The organism is Synechococcus sp. Cu2B8-bc1011 (genome assembly GCF_047302735.1).
GTDB lineage: Bacteria > Cyanobacteriota > Cyanobacteriia > PCC-6307 > Cyanobiaceae > Synechococcus_C.
In genome coordinates, this window is the sequence record NZ_CP138915.1 from 1,386,022 (window position 1) to 1,404,609 (window position 18,588).

Here is an 18,588-nt window from a genome sequence, read left to right on the forward strand (position 1 = left end):
CCATGATTATTTTGCCAATACGTGGAGATCCTCTCGCTATAAAATTCTTTTAAATTGTTTGCCAATCATGCTTTCAACTCTTTTTTTTGCCGCTGCATTAGGCTTGAATCCTAATAACAAAACGATAACCCCAAGCTTGGGAAGTCGTGTTGTTGTTCGCACTCAAGCGTTTTTAGTGAACTCAGAACCAGGAGAATATTCGGTTGAAGCATTTAAGAATACTGAGGGTAATGTTCCTGGTGAAAAAATTGAAGGTGTTCGCGTTAATCCTCCAAGACTATTCCTGCGTGACAGTCGAGCAAGGCGTGTTGTTCTCAGTATCCCCACATCCTCTCTCAATCCCGGTCCATTATGGATTTGTATCACCGAAAAAGATTCGCAAAACAAATCGCGTTCTGCTTCTGGTTCACAATTAACTGTTTTAACGCGCTCGTGTTATCAACGCATACTGCGCACGCGCAGGTTGAATTTTCGCCTATAGACGAATTGCCTCTAGGAGATTTAACAGGTCTCACCTTCCAAAATCTACGTGGTGCTCGATTTGAGGTTGACCTTCCTGATGGGACTCGATGTTCCAGCGAGGATGGAACACCAGCGACTTTCAATATTTATGGTGGGTCTTCTGAACGTCAAGACGAAGTGATTCAAGATTCATTAATAGGGCAAAACTATGCAGGAGCAGGAGGTGGTTATGCGTTTGGAGCTGCAATTACCATTCCTCTGCATACGAGAAATTCGCGAAACTGCGATGAAGCCTATGAATTATCGATAGCTAATAAAAAAATAGAATTAGCGACGACCCTTCGTCAAGAAGGGCTTTTGTCAGATGAAGATCTCTCGTTGCTGCTCAAAGATATCAGAAAACTATTACTAAAAAAATAGATATTGTCTTCCACCATGAAATTGATTGCTTTGTTCGTCGGCCTTTAACCCACCGCTGAATCGGTCAAGCTGTATTATTCGATACTTTTGCCACGTTAACTGGTGGCTGAGTATCAGGATTAATGATAATCGTTGTCACTCTATATGGAATCCGCTATGGTAACTGTTGTGTTTCATTTTGCAGGGAAGTGTTAAGGCCGCTTTCGTTGCATATTAATAGTACGGTTGATTTTGCCTCTGTTTTAGACCGGCAATTGAATGACGCTTGTGTTTTGCCTTTAGAGAGAGGTCCTATTAAAGGTTCGGTCAAAGTCTTTCCGTTGCCGCATATTCGGCTTTGTTTAATTGAGAGCAATAAGGAAATCGCTATTTGTGCTAATCGTTCCCCAAGTAAATTAACGTTTACTATTGATCTTTCTTCCAAGCCGTCTTCTTCATCGGTTGTTGCTCAGGGCGTCAGTCTCTCAAGGCCTGCAATATTTGGATTTAACTCCTCGTTGAAAGATCTTGATTTGCATATGAATTCTTACTCTCGTCTGTGTTCAGTTGTTGTTCCGGTTAAATACCTTTCGTTTGTTTTGCGTCAGTACCGTTGCCTAGATTTGAGGGAATTTTTTGATCGCTATAACGTTTTTACTAGCGAGCTTGTTTCTTCGAGACTTGCTCCAATGCTTAAAAAACTTTTTTCAGCAAGTTCCTCTCTGGGAGCTCAGTTTACAACACAACATCTCGAAAATGAAATCATGTCAACTTTGATCGAGTGTTTTGTTGATAATCAAAGTAGAAAACTTGGCATCGTCATCGGTAGGAAAGAGCGACATGAGGCGGCTATGAAGGTTCTTTCTATGACAAGCAATTCCCCACGGATTGCCTTTGAAATTCAAGACTTATCGATGTTGCTTCATCAATCCAGGTCATCACTCTTTAGTGGATGCAAAGAAAAATTTGGGATGTCTCCTGTTGAGGTAGTTAGATCTGTGCGTTTGCATCAGGTTAGACACGCCCTTCTGGACACAGAGTTTTGCATGCAAAATAATCTTGATGGTGTTATTGATATTGCTAATTATTTTGGTTTTGCTGGTCGCTCCCATTTTACTAAATATTATAAACATCAGTTTTTAGAGACTCCCCGTCAAACCCTTGTTGCTCGTCGTGATAGTGAGAAAAAATTTTAGACAACTGACCAGGGCTTTTATTAGCACTCTTTTTTCAAGTGTCTGTTTTGTACTCCCTGCAGAAGCTCAATCTCAGCAAGTCAATCCTTTCACTGGAGTGAGTCGTTTATGGTTTGAGTGGAACACAATTCCTAATACGCAGTGGGCGCCGCGTGTTATTGACAGTGACGCCAAGCCAGATAAAATTCTGCAAATTTTGAAATTTCAGCCAGTTATACCCTTCAAGCTTTCAGACGACTTGACTGTGGTCACACGCACTGTGATGCGCTTTATCAATAAGCCAAGTGCAGATCCACTTCTTGGATTCAATCCAGTTACTCAGCAGCCAGGCGTGATCGGCTTCGATGAAAGGAATAAAGCCGGTCTTGATTCTGTTAATCCCAGCTTTTTCTTTGTTCCAAATACCGGTCAAAATTCAGCCATCGGCATTGGCCCATCGTTTGCAGTTTCGATTGATAACAACGTTGGAAGCAATCAGTTCGGTGTAGGTCCTGCAGTTATGGCTTTTAAACAATTTGGACGGTGGACCACAGGTGTGCGTGCCCGACAAATATGGGGTGTTAGCAATCGCAGTACTAATGAGGACCTCAATAATCTTGTGGCGCAGCCAATTCTTCGCTATCAGTTCGATAAGAATTGGTATTTGCTCAGCTCACCAATTATTATTGCAGATTTTAACTTAGATCAAGCCTGGACTTTGCCTATTGGTGGGGGCATTGGCCGCACCTTTAAGCTTTCACGGAGTACTCAGGCCTTGATTTCTTTGGAGGCCTACTACAACGCTATCAAGCCTGAGTTCGATGGGGGAGAGAGTCTTCTTGGTGATTGGACAATTCGCGCCCAATTTCAAATTGCTATTCCTGATTTGACTTCTGCTTCTCCAGGAAAATAAAAGCCTTTTGATTTCGTTGCCGTACTCAGGCCTTGGTTCTCAGCGGTTCCTTTCTAATGGTTTTTGGTTGTTGTTGATTATTGACTTTTTTGCTTTTTTGTTTTCCTAAGGGTTGCCCGAAAAGTACGTATACCAAATCTTCGAAGCTTGTATTTGCCTCGTGGCATCCATCCTGTTGTTTTGCGTAATGCCTTCATCCATCTGGCTACATAGTTGCGGTGAGCTTTCTGACTCAAGAACCAACCTGCAATGTATGAGGATCCAACTCCCAATAACAGGATCCGTCCTATCCACATAACAGTACTCCCTGAGGATATGTGGCCATATTGCCACTCGTCAATCTAAACTGTATTGGTATTTCGTGGAAGTTGTTACATAGTCAGAGGCTTCCAATTGAGTCTTTTTGCGCAAACTGGCTTTTGGCCTGATCTCTCGTTGATTTTGCGTTGTATTTGCAACTGCTTCGGTTGCTACTGCTGTATAGCAATCACTCAGAAACTAGATCAGGATTGATCCGTCACGATTGGTTAGGCGGTTTTTGGTAGTAATCCTGCACGTATTTTCTCGTCTCCGCCATGTTGGAGATAATCTTTGTCATATTGGTTTGTGCTTTTTTGGTCTCGAATTGTGTTTGCATCTGCAAGAGGCTTTTTCTGTGCTGATTTTTAATTCGAGCCTTTCGGAAGTGGGATGGGTTTCCCAACTTGTGGAGTTATCAATGAACATGTTTTTGGTATCTCTTCTGGGGCTGCCGTGGTTCCCTCGGCTTTTAAAATGTGACTAATGGCTCCACTAAATTCGACATCCCCACCTGTTGTGCTGGCCAAAATTGTTTGTGGTTGAAATCGATTGACTAGATCGGGCATCACCGTTGCTCCAGTGATGAATGCCCCTAGAAGCGGCAGCCCAAGGTCAACTGTTGGTGTGATCAGCGTATCAACTTTCCTGCTTTCGATTTCAGGATCGAGTACTCCATGAGGCTCCAGATAGAGTGAGCCAGTTGACCAAAAGAGCAGGTATCCATTCTCAATATTCGGCACGGCGGCCCCTGCTGTTGCTCGAATCTTTAGCCCTTTGAACTCTTTGCACTCTCCAGGTCGAAGCTGTGTGATGGTTTCAAAGCCCAGGCGTTTTGTGACGCGTCCTGCCGACTCTGATCCGACAACAGGTAGCGACTTCGGCAACTCTTTAAGGGTCTCTGGATGAGCATGATCCGGTAGCCCCTGGGTCAGCAGCAAGAGATCCAATTGACTTGGTATTGGGAATGGATGGGGTAGGACTCCCTTTAAAAACCACGAGCCAGGCGGAAACACTAGAGATCCGCAAAGCCATGGATCAACCAAGACACGCAGTCCATCAATCTCTAGTAGCCAGCCATTAGCTCCGTAATAGGTTGCTTGAGACCTCATGACTGTTCCGTGGCTGGCGTCTGCAGCGATTCATCGAGGCCCAGATCGATCTCCCCGATCCAGGCCACCATGGCCAAAAGGGCAAGAACGGAACCGATCAGTGGAACCAAGCGGCGCGCTTTCATGAACGTTCTGTCATTGGCTGAACCGTAGAAGGGTGTTGGCTTATCCCGCGAGTTAGGAGAGAACGGCCAAGGCGATTCCGCTCACCGCCAGGAGAGATGCGAACACTCCACCGGCATGGGGATGATCGCCTTCCGGTGCTGCCACGAACAACGCCATGACTGGTGCTGTGCTGAGCACTGTGATGCCGATACCGAGTGGTAGTTGCTTCAACACCACTTGCTGCAACACGATCCCTACATTGGTGCCGAGCACCGTGGCCAACAGCACTCTTGGCCAGCGTCTTTGGCTCGGTTGAGGTTTGGGAAACAGCGTGCGGAGCCGCAGCCAAGGCAGCAAGAGCAGTAGCCCTCCCAGCAGGCGCGTAGCTGCGCTTTGCCATGCCGTTAAATCCGTGCTGATTAAAATGCTGCGGGAGACGGCTGCTCCGCTGACGCCACACAACACGGCGAGTAGGGCAAACACAATCCCCTGCCATTGCACGTTGCGAGTGCGATCTCGCTCGCGCGTGCCGTCCGGTGGACTCTGACGCGCCACCAGCAAAACCGAAACGGACACCATTGCGGCGCCTAGCCAAGCTTGTCCTTCAATGCGTTCGCCCATTACGACAAGGCCGCCGAGGGCTGCGATCAAGGGTGCAAGCGACTCAACCGTGAGTGTGCGTCTTGTGCCTAGACGACGGAGGGCTGCCAGATAAAAGCTGTCTCCTAAGGAGATGCCGAGTCCACCACTGATTAATAGCCAGAGCAGTGCTTGGCTCGCGTGTGTCCATGGCAGGAACAAGAGCACTGGAAGTAGCAAGGCACAGGCGATGAAGTTCTTGAGCCCATTGAGTTCGATGGCCGTCAGTGAGGTGGAGAGGCCACGCCAAAGGCTGCTGGCCAGCGTCCAACCCAGCGCTGCAAGCAACCCTGCGATCACGCCCATGACTGAATCACCAGTAGGGATCTGTGGCGAATTCCACGGAAAGGGATCCGGAGCTTGAAGACGGCACCGTGCTGATGCAGGCACGCACCGTTTGACCATTCACTTCGATTTCGCAGGCGCCACAACTGCCCCCGAGACAACCTGTGGGGATGTGAACTCCTGCCGCTTGAGCAGCCCCGAGCCAGTCATCGCCTTTGGAGCAATCGCTTTGGCTCCCATTGGGCCATTGGATTGTGATCGTCGACTGCTTGTTCTCCATAGTGGCGTTACAGGCAAAACGACACCCTTGGGCGGATGCAATAACCACTGCTTGAGTATTGAATTCAGCCTAACGAGCCTTCGAGATCCAAAAGGGTCAATCGTTTGAGCTGTTCAGAAGTGGCTCGAGATTGATGTGTTCCTCAAAGGCATCAGCGAGGCGATCAAGCAGTGCGTCTCGCTGCCGGCTGTGATGCGGTTGCTGTTCACTGAGCGGTGGCAATCCCTTGCGCTCCCTCAGCTGATTCAGCCAGCGTCGCCGCCAAGGGCCACTTTCAAACACTCCATGGAGATAGGTGCCTGCGACCAGTCCTCCATGCTCCGAGCAAGGCTTCACCCAACCCAGCTCATCATCACGGCATAGGGGTTTGCAGGTTTCAGGGCCTTTGTTGACGCTGGTGAGGCCATGATGTAGCTCAAATCCTTCGAGTTTGAGAGCGCTGTCTCCAGGCGGCCATCGGGCCACACTGCTGCGTTGCCGTAGAGCCTTGTCTGCAGAGAACACGGTGCGAAGCGGTAAAAGGCCTAGGCCTGCCTCACTGTTGTTGCCGGATGGGGCACCACCTTCCAGGCCCTCGGGATCGCAAAGCTCCTCTCCCAGCATCTGCATGCCTCCGCAGATGCCAAACACGTGGCCACCGCCTTTGCGGTAGGCCTGGAGTGCTTCTCCAAGCCCACTGTTGTGGATCGCGGCAAGGTCGCGGAGGGTTTGCTTGCTGCCTGGGATCACTACGGCATCTGGTAAGCCAAGCTCCTCGCCCGGGGCGACCCAGCGCAACTGAACGGTGGGTTCGGCTTCCAGCGGATCGAGATCAGAGAAGTTGCTGAGGGACGGCAGCTTGAGTACGGCGATGTTGAGTTCGGCGCTGCGTTTGCGCCCGCGTCGTTCGAGGAGGTCGAGTGAATCTTCCGGGGGGAAAAGCTCATCCAGCCATGGCATCACTCCCAACACCGGGACGCCTGTATGGGCTTCAAGCCAGCGTTGACCCTCATCAAAGAGTTCACGCCGGCCGCGAAAACGATTAATCAATAGCCCTTTGATCAGAGGGCGTTCCACCGGGCGCAGCAAGTTCAATGTGCCCACGATTTGCGCGAACACGCCTCCCCTTTCAATGTCTGCGACGAGAACACAACGAGCCCGTAGATATTGGGCGAGGCGCAGGTTGGTGAGATCACGCCGCTGAAGATTCACCTCCACTGGGCTTCCGGCGCCTTCGAGCACAAGGCGACCACCTGGATGGTTGCTCTGCAACACATCTAAGCCTTGACGAATCGCCGTCCAGCCCGGTTTGAACCAGTCGCGGTAATAGTGCTCAGCGCGAGCGGATCCCACACTTTGGCCGAGGTGGATCAGTTCACTGGTGGAGTCGCCCTGAGGTTTGAGCAACACAGGGTTCATCGCGCACTCAGGCTCCAACCCAGCAGCCCAGGCCTGAAGAGCTTGGGAATAGGCCATCTCGCCTCCGGCCTGATCCACCCAGGCGTTGTTGCTCATGTTCTGCCCCTTAAAGGGCAGGGGTGTTTCACCTTTGCGGCGCAGCACTCTGCAGAGCGCAGCAGTCATTAATGATTTTCCGGCACCGCTTGAGGTGCCCAACACCATGAGGGCAGGCTGTGCGGTCATAGACGCGGCCGATGCCGGCGCAGCCAGTGATGCATCACTTGAAGAGCATCTGCAGTGGGGATTTCGCCATCCCAATCATCGAGCAGGTCTCGTCCCATCGGAGTGAGACGCACCCGCTCCGTGAGCCCTTGGCCATCCACTTCCCTGCGGAGAACGCCCACTTGAATGAGCCAGATCAGATCGTCTTCTGTGCTCGAGCGTGAGAGAGGCTTTCGGCTAATGGCCATCCAGTTTTGTTGGCTGCTGAGCTGCGTGCTGCTTCGGGCTTCCTGTTCTAGTTCGTCATAGAACGCTCGGCGAAACGGCAGACAGCGCATGGCCTGACGTGCCCGTTTCAAGGCCCGTACCGATACCAGGGTGATGGATGAGGTCACGACCTTGCCGCTTCGTGACTCATTCTCCTCCCGCTTCACTCCGAGCGTGGCTGGGACCAGCATCAAACTGATGGAGGTTGCTGGTTTGTTGTGTTGCTGTTGGCATCTGCGTCTCCAGCCAGGCGCCGTCTGTTGGAGCAAGCTCAGATTCCCCATCAGGTGATGGTGAGCGGTGTGGATGAAGATCAGATTCACCATCCTGATCCCGCTCAGTTAGTGCAGTTATTGGCTGAGGCCAAGGCATCAGCCGTGAGATTGAAAGTTGAGCAGAGCGCGGAGCTCAACGCATCGATCAAGGCCGTTCTCGGTTGTGACTCGGTGCTCGCGTTTGAGGGGGAGGTGTTTGGTAAGCCTGTGGATGCGGCAGAGGCCGTCGCGCGCTGGCAACGGATGCGCGGGAAGTGGGCTGAGTTGCATACCGGACACTGTTTAACACCTCCATCCTTTGCCCTGACAAGAGACGGCCGAGCCCCTGAGATGCAGTGCACGTGTGTCACCACCCGTGTCCTGTTTGCGAATCTCACGGATGCGGAAGTGGAGGCTTACGTGGCTTCAGGGGAGCCTTTGCAGTGTGCTGGTGGCTTCGCCCTCGAAGGTCGCGGTGGCTGCTTTGTAGAGCAACTGGATGGCTGCTATTCCAATGTGATTGGCCTCAGTCTTCCCCTGTTGCGATGTTGGTTGGCGCTTCATTGATTCCGTTGTCATTTCCCTCTTGCAGTAGCTAAATCAGGGATAGCTCTTGCGTTGTGCGCGCTATGTCTACCTTTTTGTGCCGTTTTCTAACGGTGGTGATCATGACGGCAAGTGCAGCTCCTGTGTTGGCTTTCGAGCCTCTTCAAAAATCCTTTGATGCAACGGCTCAAGATGCATCCAGTGAGGTCATTGTTGAGGATATGAATTTCTCCTCAGACGATCTAGGGGAGGCGGAATCTTTAACTGTGACCCCTGCAGCTCCTGGAGAAAGGGGGCGCGCTCCGAAGGGATATTCCCTCTTGAATATGGGGTTATAGGCATACACATCAAAGTTTTTGCATCATGCCGATGTTGAACTTCGAATGGCGCTGATGGTTTTGCAAAGGCTGTGTCTTTCTGCTCTCAGCCTTGGGTTGCTACTCACAGGCTGCAGGCCATGGACTGAGGCCGTTTCAGCTGACTCGCCAATCGTGCTGGGCGCAGGAGCCTCCTTTCCATCACCGTTGTATCAACGTTGGTTCAGTCATCTTCGAGTTCGTAAGGGAATCAGCCTGGGATATGACCCCGTGGGCTCTGGAGATGGAGAACACCAGCTTCTTGCTGGACTGGTGGACTTCGCTGGCAGCGATCTCGATGAGCGCACTGGTCTTTTGCCTGCATTAACAAGCGACAAATGGCTGCGCATCCCTATGACAGCTGGGGCCGTTGCCATTGCTTATAACCATCCTGATTGCAAGCTCTCCTTAACCCGTGAGCAATTGCGGCTGATTGTCTCTGAGCAGATTGATGATTTCGGCCAACTCGGATGTGCCAAACAACCGATCACTTTGTTCGTGCGTCAAAACGGCTCAGGTACAACGGCGCATCTGCGCCGCTATCTGGACGCCACTACCCAGATCTGGCATCACCCCAGAGCTTTAAGAGTGAACAGCAATGAGGCAATGGCGACAGCCCTGGTGCAGCATCCCGGTTCCATTGGATATCTCAATACCGTTTTTCTCAATGGACGCCGCACTTTGCAGGTGGCTGCTTTGGAGACGGATCAAGGCTCGTTTGTGACTCCTGAACATGTGCTTGAGGTTGAGGCTCATGAGTATTCCGGACCTGGATATCCACTGACTGCAGTCAGTTGGATGGTGATGCGTCGCAATGGGTTGGCCGATAAAGCAGCGGTGTTGAGGGAGGCCATTGCTTACGGTCTTTCTCCAGAGGGACAGGCTGCTGCCCTCGGCCTTGGTTATGTCTCCTTGCCTGAGCCTCTTTTGAAGAGAGCACGGATACAACTTGATTCTTTGCAGCCATGAGAGTTCGTGTTCCCCTCAAGCTTTCAGCGCAGGCCATCCGTGCCAAGGAGTCTCACTTCCCGATGTTTTTGCTGACGGCGCTATTGCCGATTGTGGTATTCCCCCTGGCTCGATTGGATGGAGTCCTGTTGCAAAGAATGGCACTGCCCTTATCGGTCACGTTGTTGGTGTTGGAGTCTCTTCGTGCGATGCCGGCTTGGGTGGCTCAATTGGGCCCGATCCACATCAATGGGATCTACCGCTCTCTCGGTTTGTTTTCAGTGGTTGCTGTGTGGATCCCTTTGCTACATGGGCAAAAGCTTCCTTTCACTCTTCAAATCATTTTGTTGGGGCTCAGAGCAGTGTTTTATTTGCTTACAGCCATACGGATTGTTCAGGTGCTTGCCAACTGTGAGCGTGTGTCTGGGAAGACCCTGAGTTTGGGTGCCGCTGGCTACGTGCACCTTGGGTTGACGGCAGGCTTGTTGGCAACCGTGCTGCAAATGGCTGATCCCGACAGCTTCAATCTTGGTGCCGTGCCAGTGCAGGAATCTTTGGCAGCACGGTTGTCGTATTTCTCGTTTGTCACCCTGGGAAGCCTCGGTTATGGAGATGTGGTGCCTGCGAGTCCTATCGGGGAATCTTTCGCCGTATTGTTAAGTCTCAGCAGTACGTTGTATCTCAGCTTGCTGATTGGTTTACTTCTGAGTCGCTTCATTAGCGCAAGGGAAGACGAGATTCAGGAGAGAACGCAATGAGTTCGTCATCTCTTCCGCTGCGGCTGCAGAAGTTGGAACCCTGGTTTTATCAATTTTTGCTTGCAACTTTGTTGCCGCTGTTGGTCATGCCTTTCACCAACCTTGATGGAAATCTGATTCAACGGGTGCTGTTGCCTTTGAGCACATTGTGGATGGTGTTGGTATTGGTACGGATTGTGCCAACAGATCTTTTGTTCATTGGTCGTTGGAAACCTTTTGGCTTGTATCGACCTCTGGCTTTGTTGTGCGCTGTGCTGATGTGGCTACCTTCTGCATTAGGGCATCACCATGCAGTTGTTTTTCATTGGCCGGTTTTGTTGATGATGTGCAGCTTTTATTTATTCACGGCAGTTGGGATTGTGCTGATGCTGGGGAAAGTAGGCCGAGTGAATGAACCCGTTCTCTGTCTCGGTGCTGCCGGTTATATCCACCTTGGTTTGACGGGCGGTCAGTTGGCGACAGCCTTGGAAGTGTTGCAACCAGGCACCTTCAGCCTTGGCCTGATGTTGCCCGGTGAGGAACTGGTGGAGCGTTTGAGCTATTTCTCATTCGTCACCTTAGGAACCCAGGGTTATGGCGATGTCCTTCCGTCAACAGCTACGGCAGAGAGCTTTGTGGTGTTGCTCAGTGTTTCAGCAACTTTGTATGTCACATTAATGATCGGCTTGCTGGTGAGCCGTTACCTGCAAACAAGAGAAAGTAGAGTTTAGGACTCTAATCTGCTTGGGCAGAGTTTGTTTGGACTTGATTGTTTTGAGCCATAAGATTTGAATTTTAATTGCTTCCCTTAGCTGTTTAAAAGGCTTAAATCCTGATCTTGCGTACTGTTGTCAGGTAATGGGGCTGCAGTTTGACTCGTGTCGCTGAGATCAGGTGGAGCCATGACATCATCATCGGTTTGCTGAGGTGATGTGAATGCATCCTCCATGGAAGTGACTGGCACGTCGCTGGGATCTTGAGGGCGTGTTGTTTGTGCAGCATCTCCGCTGAGACTGCTTTCATTTGCAGAATTGGTTGATGTGACTTGTCCATTCAGGGCGGCTATCGCATCGGCATCGAGTTGTTGCAGATCACTGATGGCATCAGCCAGGCTCTGCCCATCGATTGCGGGAGGGCTTTGAGTTGCATCGCTAAGGACAGAATCAAGCTGCCCAGGTTTTGATTCCGAATCGGAGCTGGACGTTTGAGCCTGGATGGTTGCCTGGAGATCTTTTTGGGTGTCGGCATCCAGCCCAGAGACATCCAGTTGCAGCGATGGCGCATCACCGTTTTGTGGATCGGTAATCGTTTCCAGAATGTCGCCTTGATCGGTGTGGATGGTTCGCGTGATTAGTTGAGAACCATCATCTTGAGTGCTCTGACTAAGATCAATATCATCATGGTCTGTTTTCAGTCCAAGAGAGATCAAGGCAGCCAATGTGGCTTCTGTATCGCTATCTGCTTGGGCCGATGCCAAGGCATCATTAGCAATGACTGAAATATCTGCTGTGAATCCATTCTGATCAGGCTCATCATGTTGCGTTTGGCTGGATGAGCCGGTTGTGTCAAATTTTGGAATTGTAAAATCAACGGTTTTTATGTCACCGTCGGCATCTTTGATGCCAATTTCTAATTGGAGATCAGAGGTTAATTTTGATCCAGGGAAGGCTTTGAACTCAATTGTTCCAACGTGGGATCCCGTGGTGATCAACGTCGATTGAGTATTAATTGTAAAAATGCCCAGATTTTGAACAGTGATTTCATACTCACCATTGGGAAGCTCTTTTACGTTTGGCCCTGATGAGATTCCTCCAAATGTTTCTAGGAAATGATGAATACCGCCAGTGGTCAGGCGACCTACTTTCTCAAGCGAAAATTCGACAATTCCAGACGGGGAAACATTTCCTGAGGATGCATCGTCATCGGCTCCAGGATTGAAAGTGAATTCTACCTTGTAGTTGACATCGGTGAATTGTTGCTGAACAACTTTGTGAATTTGTTGGGCGACGCTTGGTCCTGTCGAGTCTGTTGTTACTTTCGTGTATGTGCTTCCTTGCGGAAGGCTCCCGCTGAAGAGACCTTCTAGTTGACTGTTTAATGCATCATTATTTGAGTCAACTAGTCCAACTCCAATGACATTGGAGTTTTGGTGTCCAGCCATGCTGTCCAGTTTGGATAGGCTATCTGTGAGCATGGAGGCTACGCTCGCTCCATTGCTCGAGAATTGGCTTTGTGAAAGTTGCGTTGCGTGGGCAGGTTGTGGGTCATGGATGATGTCTCCTGAGGTTAAAACGGAATTCGCTGTATACCCTTTGGCTTCGTTGGGAGTAAAAACAAGTGGATTAACAGTTTGACTTGAGCTGTCTTTCATTTGAGGGAAGCCCAGCCAGCCAACTGTATGTTGAATGCCGTTGTTGTCGGTATAAGTTATGGGCATGCTGTCTGAATAACGGTGTTCAGAACCGTGTGTATTTATTCCGAGCTCATGAGTAGAGGTAATTGCTTCATAGACTTCTTGAGCGGTTACCTTAATGCTTCTGTGGATGCCAGCGCTATCTGTTAATTGTATCTCTATTCCTGCTTTGTTTCTGTCATTTGACGAACTAAGATTATGCCAACCGTTGATATGTCCTGCGACTCTTCTGAACAGGGCTTGAGCCTCATTTCCCTGGTCTTTGATGTTGAAGTAGCTGATTCCGTTGCCTCTGTTAGGTGTTGAATGGTCGTCTGCAATGATAAAGCTGTTTTTAGAAATTATTTCTTGCCCTCTGGTTGTTTCGCCATCGGTCATGATCAATAGATTGGTGTCGGTATTGATGGCGTGTTTTACTCCTCCCGAAGTTACGGAGTCAGGGTCACTTTTGTTAATCGCAAGCCAATCTGAAACAATTGAATTGGCTGCGTGCCATGCTGCTTCGTGATTTGTGTTGCCTTGGGAGGCTTGGTGGAGTGCGGTATTGATTTGAGATAGTGCGCTGTAGGAAACTTGTTTAGTGTTTTGGTTAAAGGTTATGTCACGCATTATTAGATCATTCGTATCTACGTTACTGCCAAATATAGCTAGACCTAAATGGACGTTTCCGGGTACGTGGCCTTGCTGGGTTTTTACTGTCCACTGATCTAAATTTGTTTGATTGCCACTACTATATTGCACCTCGTAACCTGCATTTTTAAGTGCTTCTTCTATTGTTTCTGCTGTTGCCTTGAGTTGTTGGTTGATCCTTGATAAATTATGTTGGGCATTTCGGCTCCATCCTGCGTGTTCACCCTTTAATCCGTTGTCGAACATTGAACCGCTGTAGTCAAGAATCAAGCCAAGATTTTGGTGTGGATCATAAATATCGGTTGTTTGAGTTGTAATTGTTCCTGGGTTGACAGGCGTCTGAGGGTTTGGTGATGGTGTTGATGTGGTTTGCTGCCCAGTTCCCATTGAGATGCTGGGCCCTGAATCTTGAAAGGCAAAGATGCCTGAGGAAGCATCAATTGATGTGGAAGCGGAATCACCATCTTGATCGGTGATGGTGGCTGTAATTTTTAAGGTATTTGGAATTGCTTTAAGGATAGTTTGTTCGTTATTGCTGCTGGTGTTGTCTTGCCAGATGGGCTTGATTTGATCAAGAACGAGATTATTTTTTCCATCAATAGTGATTGTGAAGAGATCCTCAGTCCCATCGGATTTTCCGCCAGATGGATAGCCGTGAATCACGCCGTTTGAATCTCTGTGGAGAAGGATTTCAGGCCCTTGATTGGGACCACCACTTGGATTCAGTGCGTGGAGACCGGAGTTAGCGTCTTGTGCGGAGAGAGCGAGTGAATAGGCGATGGACTGTGTGCCATCGGCGCCAGGTGTGAAAGCAGAAGAGAAGAGAGAGGAGAGGGAAGTGGTGGCATCAACGTTGAGAGTGTCGTCATCGGTGACGAGAGGAGAGAGAGTGCCGACTTTGGAGGGATCAACGCTTGGAGCGGTGTCATTGATGAGGAAAGCGCCCGAGATATCCAGGCTGTTGCTAGCGGAGGCGTGATCGCCATCGGCATCGGTGATGGTGTCAGTGCGTGTGATGCTGAGGACGTTGGGTTTGAAGGAGAGTTGATCGCCTGTGCCTGATTTGCTGGGGTCTGAATGTTGTAGATCCTGAGAGGAAGAGAAAGTGGCTTGGCCGTTTGTTGGATCGAGAGTGATTTGAAGAGCGTTGGATCCGTTTGGGTTGGGTGAGTTTGAGTTGCCAACAAGCCCGACGACGTTGTTTCCGGATTGGAAGAGGAAGATGTGATTGCCGTTGTGATCCTGGAGACCAGAATCAACGCCATTGTGATTTAAAGAGAAAGAGAAAGCGGTTGTGAGAGAGGCATTTTGATCAACGGCATTGGAGTTACCAGTGGAGAAATTGGAGGAGAAGTTATGGGAAGCAGCGCCATTGATGCCGCCTTGTTCAGTGACAACAAAGTCAGGAATTGTGCCTGTGGTGGCAGGTGGAGTAATGGATGGAGCGGTGTCATTGATGAGGAAAGCGCCCGAGATATCCAGGCTGTTGCTAGCGGAGGCGTGATCGCCATCGGCATCGGTGATGGTGTCAGTGCGTGTGATGCTGAGGACGTTGGGTTTGAAGGAGAGTTGATCGCCTGTGCCTGATTTGCTGGGGTCTGAATGTTGTAGATCCTGAGAGGAAGAGAAAGTGGCTTGGCCGTTTGTTGGATCGAGAGTGATTTGAAGAGCGTTGGATCCGTTTGGGTTGGGTGAGTTTGAGTTGCCAACAAGCCCGACGACGTTGTTTCCGGATTGGAAGAGGAAGATGTGATTGCCGTTGTGATCCTGGAGACCAGAATCAACGCCATTGGGATTTAAAGAGAAAGAGAACGCGGTTGTGAGAGAGGCATTTTGATCAACGGCATTGGAGTTACCAGTGGAGAAATTGGAGGAGAAGTTATGGGAAGCAGCGCCATTGATGCCGCCTTGTTCAGTGACAACAAAGTCAGGAATTGTGCCGGTGGTGGCAGGTGGAGTAATGGATGGAGCGGTGTCATTGATGAGGAAAGCGCCCGAGATATCCAGGCTGTTGCTAGCGGAGGCGTGATCGCCATCGGCATCGGTGATGGTGTCAGTGCGTGTGATGCTGAGGACGTTGGGTTTGAAGGAGAGTTGATCGCCTGTGCCTGATTTGCTGGGGTCTGAATGTTGTAGATCCTGAGAGGAAGAGAAAGTGGCTTGGCCGTTTGTTGGATCGAGAGTGATTTGAAGAGCGTTGGATCCGTTTGGGTTGGGTGAGTTTGAGTTGCCAACAAGCCCGACGACGTTGTTTCCGGATTGGAAGAGGAAGATGTGATTGCCGTTGTGATCCTGGAGACCAGAATCAACGCCATTGTGATTTAAAGAGAAAGAGAAAGCGGTTGTGAGAGAGGCATTTTGATCAACGGCATTGGAGTTACCAGTGGAGAAATTGGAGGAGAAGTTATGGGAAGCAGCGCCATTGATGCCGCCTTGTTCAGTGACAACAAAGTCAGGAATTGTGCCTGTGGTGGCAGGTGGAGTAATGGATGGAGCGGTGTCATTGATGAGGAAAGCGCCCGAGATATCCAGGCTGTTGCTAGCGGAGGCGTGATCGCCATCGGCATCGGTGATGGTGTCAGTGCGTGTGATGCTGAGGACGTTGGGTTTGAAGGAGAGTTGATCGGCTGTGCCTGATTTGCTGGGGTCTGAATGTTGTAGATCCTGAGAGGAAGAGAAAGTGGCTTGGCCGTTTGTTGGATCGAGAGTGATTTGAAGAGCGTTGGATCCGTTTGGGTTGGGTGAGTTTGAGTTGCCAACAAGCCCGACGACGTTGTTTCCGGATTGGAAGAGGAAGATGTGATTGCCGTTGTGATCCTGGAGACCAGAATCAACGCCATTGTGATTTAAAGAGAAAGAGAAAGCGGTTGTGAGAGAGGCATTTTGATCAACGGCATTGGAGTTACCAGTGGAGAAATTGGAGGAGAAGTTATGGGAAGCAGCGCCATTGATGCCGCCTTGTTCAGTGACAACAAAGTCAGGAATTGTGCCTGTGGTGGCAGGTGGAGTAATGGATGGAGCGGTGTCATTGATGAGGAAAGCGCCCGAGATATCCAGGCTGTTGCTAGCGGAGGCGTGATCGCCATCGGCATCGGTGATGGTGTCAGTGCGTGTGATGCTGAGGACGTTGGGTTTGAAGGAGAGTTGATCGGCTGTGCCTGATTTGCTGGGGTCTGAATGTTGTAGATCCTGAGAGGAAGAGAAAGTGGCTTGGCCGTTTGTTGGATCGAGAGTGATTTGAAGAGCGTTGGATCCGTTTGGGTTAGGAGAGTTTGAGTTGCCAACAAGCCCGACGACGTTGTCTCCGGATTGGAAGAGGAAGATGTGATTGCCGTTGTGATCCTGGAGACCAGAATCAACGCCATTGGGATTTAAAGAGAAAGAGAATGCGGTTGTGAGGGAGGCATTTTGATCGACGGCATTGGAGTTTCCAGTGGTGAAATTGGAGGAGAAGTTATGGGAAGCAGCGCCATTGATGCCGCCTTGTTCAGTGACAACAAAGTCAGGAATTGTGCCTGTGGTGGCAGGTTGAGTAATGGATGGAGCGTCATCATGAATTGTTAATGATGAGCCAAGATCAATTTGAGCACTTGATGTTGCACTATCTCCATCCTTATCTGTAATTGTATCAGTGCGTCTTAGTGCTAATAATCCAGGAGATAGATGTATCTCTTCATTAGTATTTGTGGGGTCTGGATGGATAACTGATCGTTCAGTTGTGAATGTGATGTCTCCTGTTTGAGTTGTGCTGATCTGTAAGGCTTCTCTGCCTGTGTTTTCAAGTATTCCTGTGATATTCCCGTTTTGAGTATTGACATGCAACAGGATTCGTTCCCCGGTTTCACTATCGATCAACCCAGAGAAAACCCCGTCTTTGCTGAGATGTAGCCCATAAACAGATTGAAAGGTTCCTGATCCATCGGCGCCGAATTGGTGGTTGCCGCTAAAGACGGAGGCAAAAGTTTGTGTGGAGCTTCCGCCGGTTTGCCCGATGAAGGTTTCATCAACCCCAAGAACTGGGGGGTTTCCATTGGCTGTGAGTTGCAGGCTGGGTGCATCGTCTTTGAAGTGAAAAGCCTGGCCAATGCCGATGGTTGCCGAAGCACTGTCCCCACCAGCACTCACCGCGGTGCCGGTAATGGTGATCAGGTTTGGATTGTTGAGAGTGATGCTTTCATCTGTGTTGGTTGGATCGGGATGAACGATTGAGCGCAGTTGATCCAGCTCAATGTTCCCGACTTGATCCGTTGTGATGTGAAAGCCTTCCAGCCCACTAGCGGTTCGGCCGCTGATGCTGCCGTCTGGGTTCTGGAATAGCAGCAGATGTTGACCGCTCCCCTCATCCACAAGGCCACTGTCGGTGCCTGGCTGCACCACTCCGATCTTGAAGGACATGCCACCGATACCTTTGCCGTTTACCCCGTAGGTGGCTGAGAAATAAGCACCGAAATTGGCGGTTGCATCTGTGGTGAGATCGGTTTCATCAACCGTGAGATCTCCTGGTGCGCCAGATACGGAAATCGTGGCGCGATCGGGATCAGGTTTGGGAGTCCTGCCAGGAGGATTCGATCCGTTCGTTGTTGTGGAGGGTTGGGGCTCGGGTGGCTTGGCAGGCGTGGTGGTGTCTACACGGTTGTCATGATCTGAAGTTGGTGACGGATTGCTACCACCGGTAGTAGGTCTTGGTGACCCAGGCTCAGGAGAGGCATCGGCTTTAGGCGCCAGAGGAAGTGGCGTTTGCCTGTCGAAGCTCTCCGGTGCGCCACTGCTACTTGCACTTCCTCCCACATAAAGAGGGGATTCATCGGTTGTCAGGCTGGGTGGGGTTTGTTCTGGTAATGCGTCATTACTCCATGGCCTGTCAAGTAAAGCGTTGGGCAGTGAGCTGTTGTTTGACGGCGCCTGTTGCCCGTAGCTCTGGGTGTCGCTGCTCGCCCCTTCGGGAAGAGATGTAATGACGTCATCTCTCTGTTCTCGATCTCCATCGTGAAGATTCGCAAGGTCAATGAGACGCTTGAGTTTTTCGTTCAGAAGTTGACTCTGATGATTATTGATGTTGTTGCTTAGGATCTCGTTTTGCGCAGCAGCGTTCTCGAGAGCCATAGCGATTTGGTGAATCAGTCTAAATTTAGTTTAGGTAGAGAATGTGAGCATGTCCGAGTATTATA

16 protein-coding genes are annotated in these 18,588 nt (G+C 50.1%); 9 read left to right on the top strand and 7 right to left on the bottom strand.

Going from position 1 to position 18,588, the window contains the following annotated elements:
- The first annotated feature begins 67 nt into the window (after positions 1-67).
- The 4 genes from SIC18_RS07310 (at position 68) to SIC18_RS07325 (ending at position 2,949) form a co-directional block, all read left to right on the top strand.
- Positions 68-481 (top strand): hypothetical protein, encoded by a 414-nt coding sequence (locus SIC18_RS07310; protein WP_413429188.1) that lies wholly within the window; start codon positions 68-70, stop codon positions 479-481.
- The gene (locus SIC18_RS07315) at positions 433-882 is read left to right on the top strand and encodes a hypothetical protein (RefSeq protein ID WP_413429189.1); all 450 of its coding nucleotides are present in this window, start codon (positions 433-435) and stop codon (positions 880-882) included. The genes SIC18_RS07310 and SIC18_RS07315 overlap by 49 nt, the downstream gene beginning before the upstream one ends.
- Positions 883-1,004: 122 nt before the next feature.
- Positions 1,005-2,057 (top strand): helix-turn-helix domain-containing protein, encoded by a 1,053-nt coding sequence (locus SIC18_RS07320; protein ID WP_413429190.1) that lies wholly within the window; start codon positions 1,005-1,007, stop codon positions 2,055-2,057.
- Positions 2,023-2,949: a neuromedin U gene (locus SIC18_RS07325; RefSeq protein ID WP_413429191.1), complete on the top strand. Its 927-nt coding sequence runs from the start codon at positions 2,023-2,025 to the stop codon at positions 2,947-2,949. The genes SIC18_RS07320 and SIC18_RS07325 overlap by 35 nt, the downstream gene beginning before the upstream one ends.
- A gap of 665 nt (positions 2,950-3,614) precedes the next feature.
- On the opposite strand, the gene SIC18_RS07330 is transcribed toward SIC18_RS07325, so the two are convergent.
- From SIC18_RS07330 to SIC18_RS07355, 6 genes are all read right to left on the bottom strand, one after another.
- Positions 3,615-4,358, bottom strand: coding sequence for an MBL fold metallo-hydrolase (locus SIC18_RS07330; RefSeq protein ID WP_413429193.1), 744 nt, complete (start codon positions 4,356-4,358; stop codon positions 3,615-3,617).
- Entirely contained in the window at positions 4,355-4,483 is a 129-nt protein-coding gene (locus tag SIC18_RS07335) for a hypothetical protein (protein WP_413429194.1), read from the bottom strand. Before SIC18_RS07335 ends, SIC18_RS07330 begins: the two co-directional genes overlap by 4 nt.
- 52 nt (positions 4,484-4,535) lie before the next feature.
- Entirely contained in the window at positions 4,536-5,408 is an 873-nt protein-coding gene (locus SIC18_RS07340) for a DMT family transporter (protein WP_048346158.1), read from the bottom strand.
- A 7-nt stretch (positions 5,409-5,415) separates the two neighbouring features.
- Positions 5,416-5,667 (bottom strand): 2Fe-2S iron-sulfur cluster-binding protein, encoded by a 252-nt coding sequence (locus SIC18_RS07345; protein WP_048346159.1) that lies wholly within the window; start codon positions 5,665-5,667, stop codon positions 5,416-5,418.
- A gap of 96 nt (positions 5,668-5,763) precedes the next feature.
- Positions 5,764-7,290: a cobyric acid synthase gene (locus SIC18_RS07350; protein ID WP_413429195.1), complete on the bottom strand. Its 1,527-nt coding sequence runs from the start codon at positions 7,288-7,290 to the stop codon at positions 5,764-5,766.
- Positions 7,287-7,727 carry an Npun_F0494 family protein gene (locus tag SIC18_RS07355; RefSeq protein WP_245407268.1) on the bottom strand — a complete coding sequence of 147 codons (441 nt, stop codon included), beginning with the start codon at positions 7,725-7,727 and terminating at the stop codon, positions 7,287-7,289. Before SIC18_RS07355 ends, SIC18_RS07350 begins: the two co-directional genes overlap by 4 nt.
- Before the next feature lie 27 nt (positions 7,728-7,754).
- On the opposite strand from SIC18_RS07355, the gene SIC18_RS07360 reads away from it, so the two are divergent.
- The 5 genes from SIC18_RS07360 (at position 7,755) to SIC18_RS07380 (ending at position 11,108) form a co-directional block, all read left to right on the top strand.
- Positions 7,755-8,357 (top strand): Maf family protein, encoded by a 603-nt coding sequence (locus SIC18_RS07360; protein WP_048346160.1) that lies wholly within the window; start codon positions 7,755-7,757, stop codon positions 8,355-8,357.
- A gap of 62 nt (positions 8,358-8,419) precedes the next feature.
- Entirely contained in the window at positions 8,420-8,674 is a 255-nt protein-coding gene (locus SIC18_RS07365) for a hypothetical protein (RefSeq protein WP_048346161.1), read from the top strand.
- 45 nt (positions 8,675-8,719) lie between these two features.
- Positions 8,720-9,661, top strand: coding sequence for a PstS family phosphate ABC transporter substrate-binding protein (locus SIC18_RS07370; protein WP_413429198.1), 942 nt, complete (start codon positions 8,720-8,722; stop codon positions 9,659-9,661).
- Complete coding sequence (locus SIC18_RS07375; RefSeq protein WP_048346163.1) at positions 9,658-10,398, top strand: ion channel; 741 nt, start codon at positions 9,658-9,660, stop codon at positions 10,396-10,398. Before SIC18_RS07370 ends, SIC18_RS07375 begins: the two co-directional genes overlap by 4 nt.
- Complete coding sequence (locus SIC18_RS07380) at positions 10,395-11,108, top strand: ion channel (protein WP_048346164.1); 714 nt, start codon at positions 10,395-10,397, stop codon at positions 11,106-11,108. The genes SIC18_RS07375 and SIC18_RS07380 overlap by 4 nt, the downstream gene beginning before the upstream one ends.
- Positions 11,109-11,185: 77 nt before the next feature.
- Here SIC18_RS07380 and SIC18_RS07385 read toward each other — a convergent pair whose 3' ends face one another.
- Positions 11,186-18,523, bottom strand: coding sequence for a DUF5801 repeats-in-toxin domain-containing protein (locus tag SIC18_RS07385; protein WP_413429199.1), 7,338 nt, complete (start codon positions 18,521-18,523; stop codon positions 11,186-11,188).
- Between the last annotated feature and the right edge of the window lie 65 nt (positions 18,524-18,588).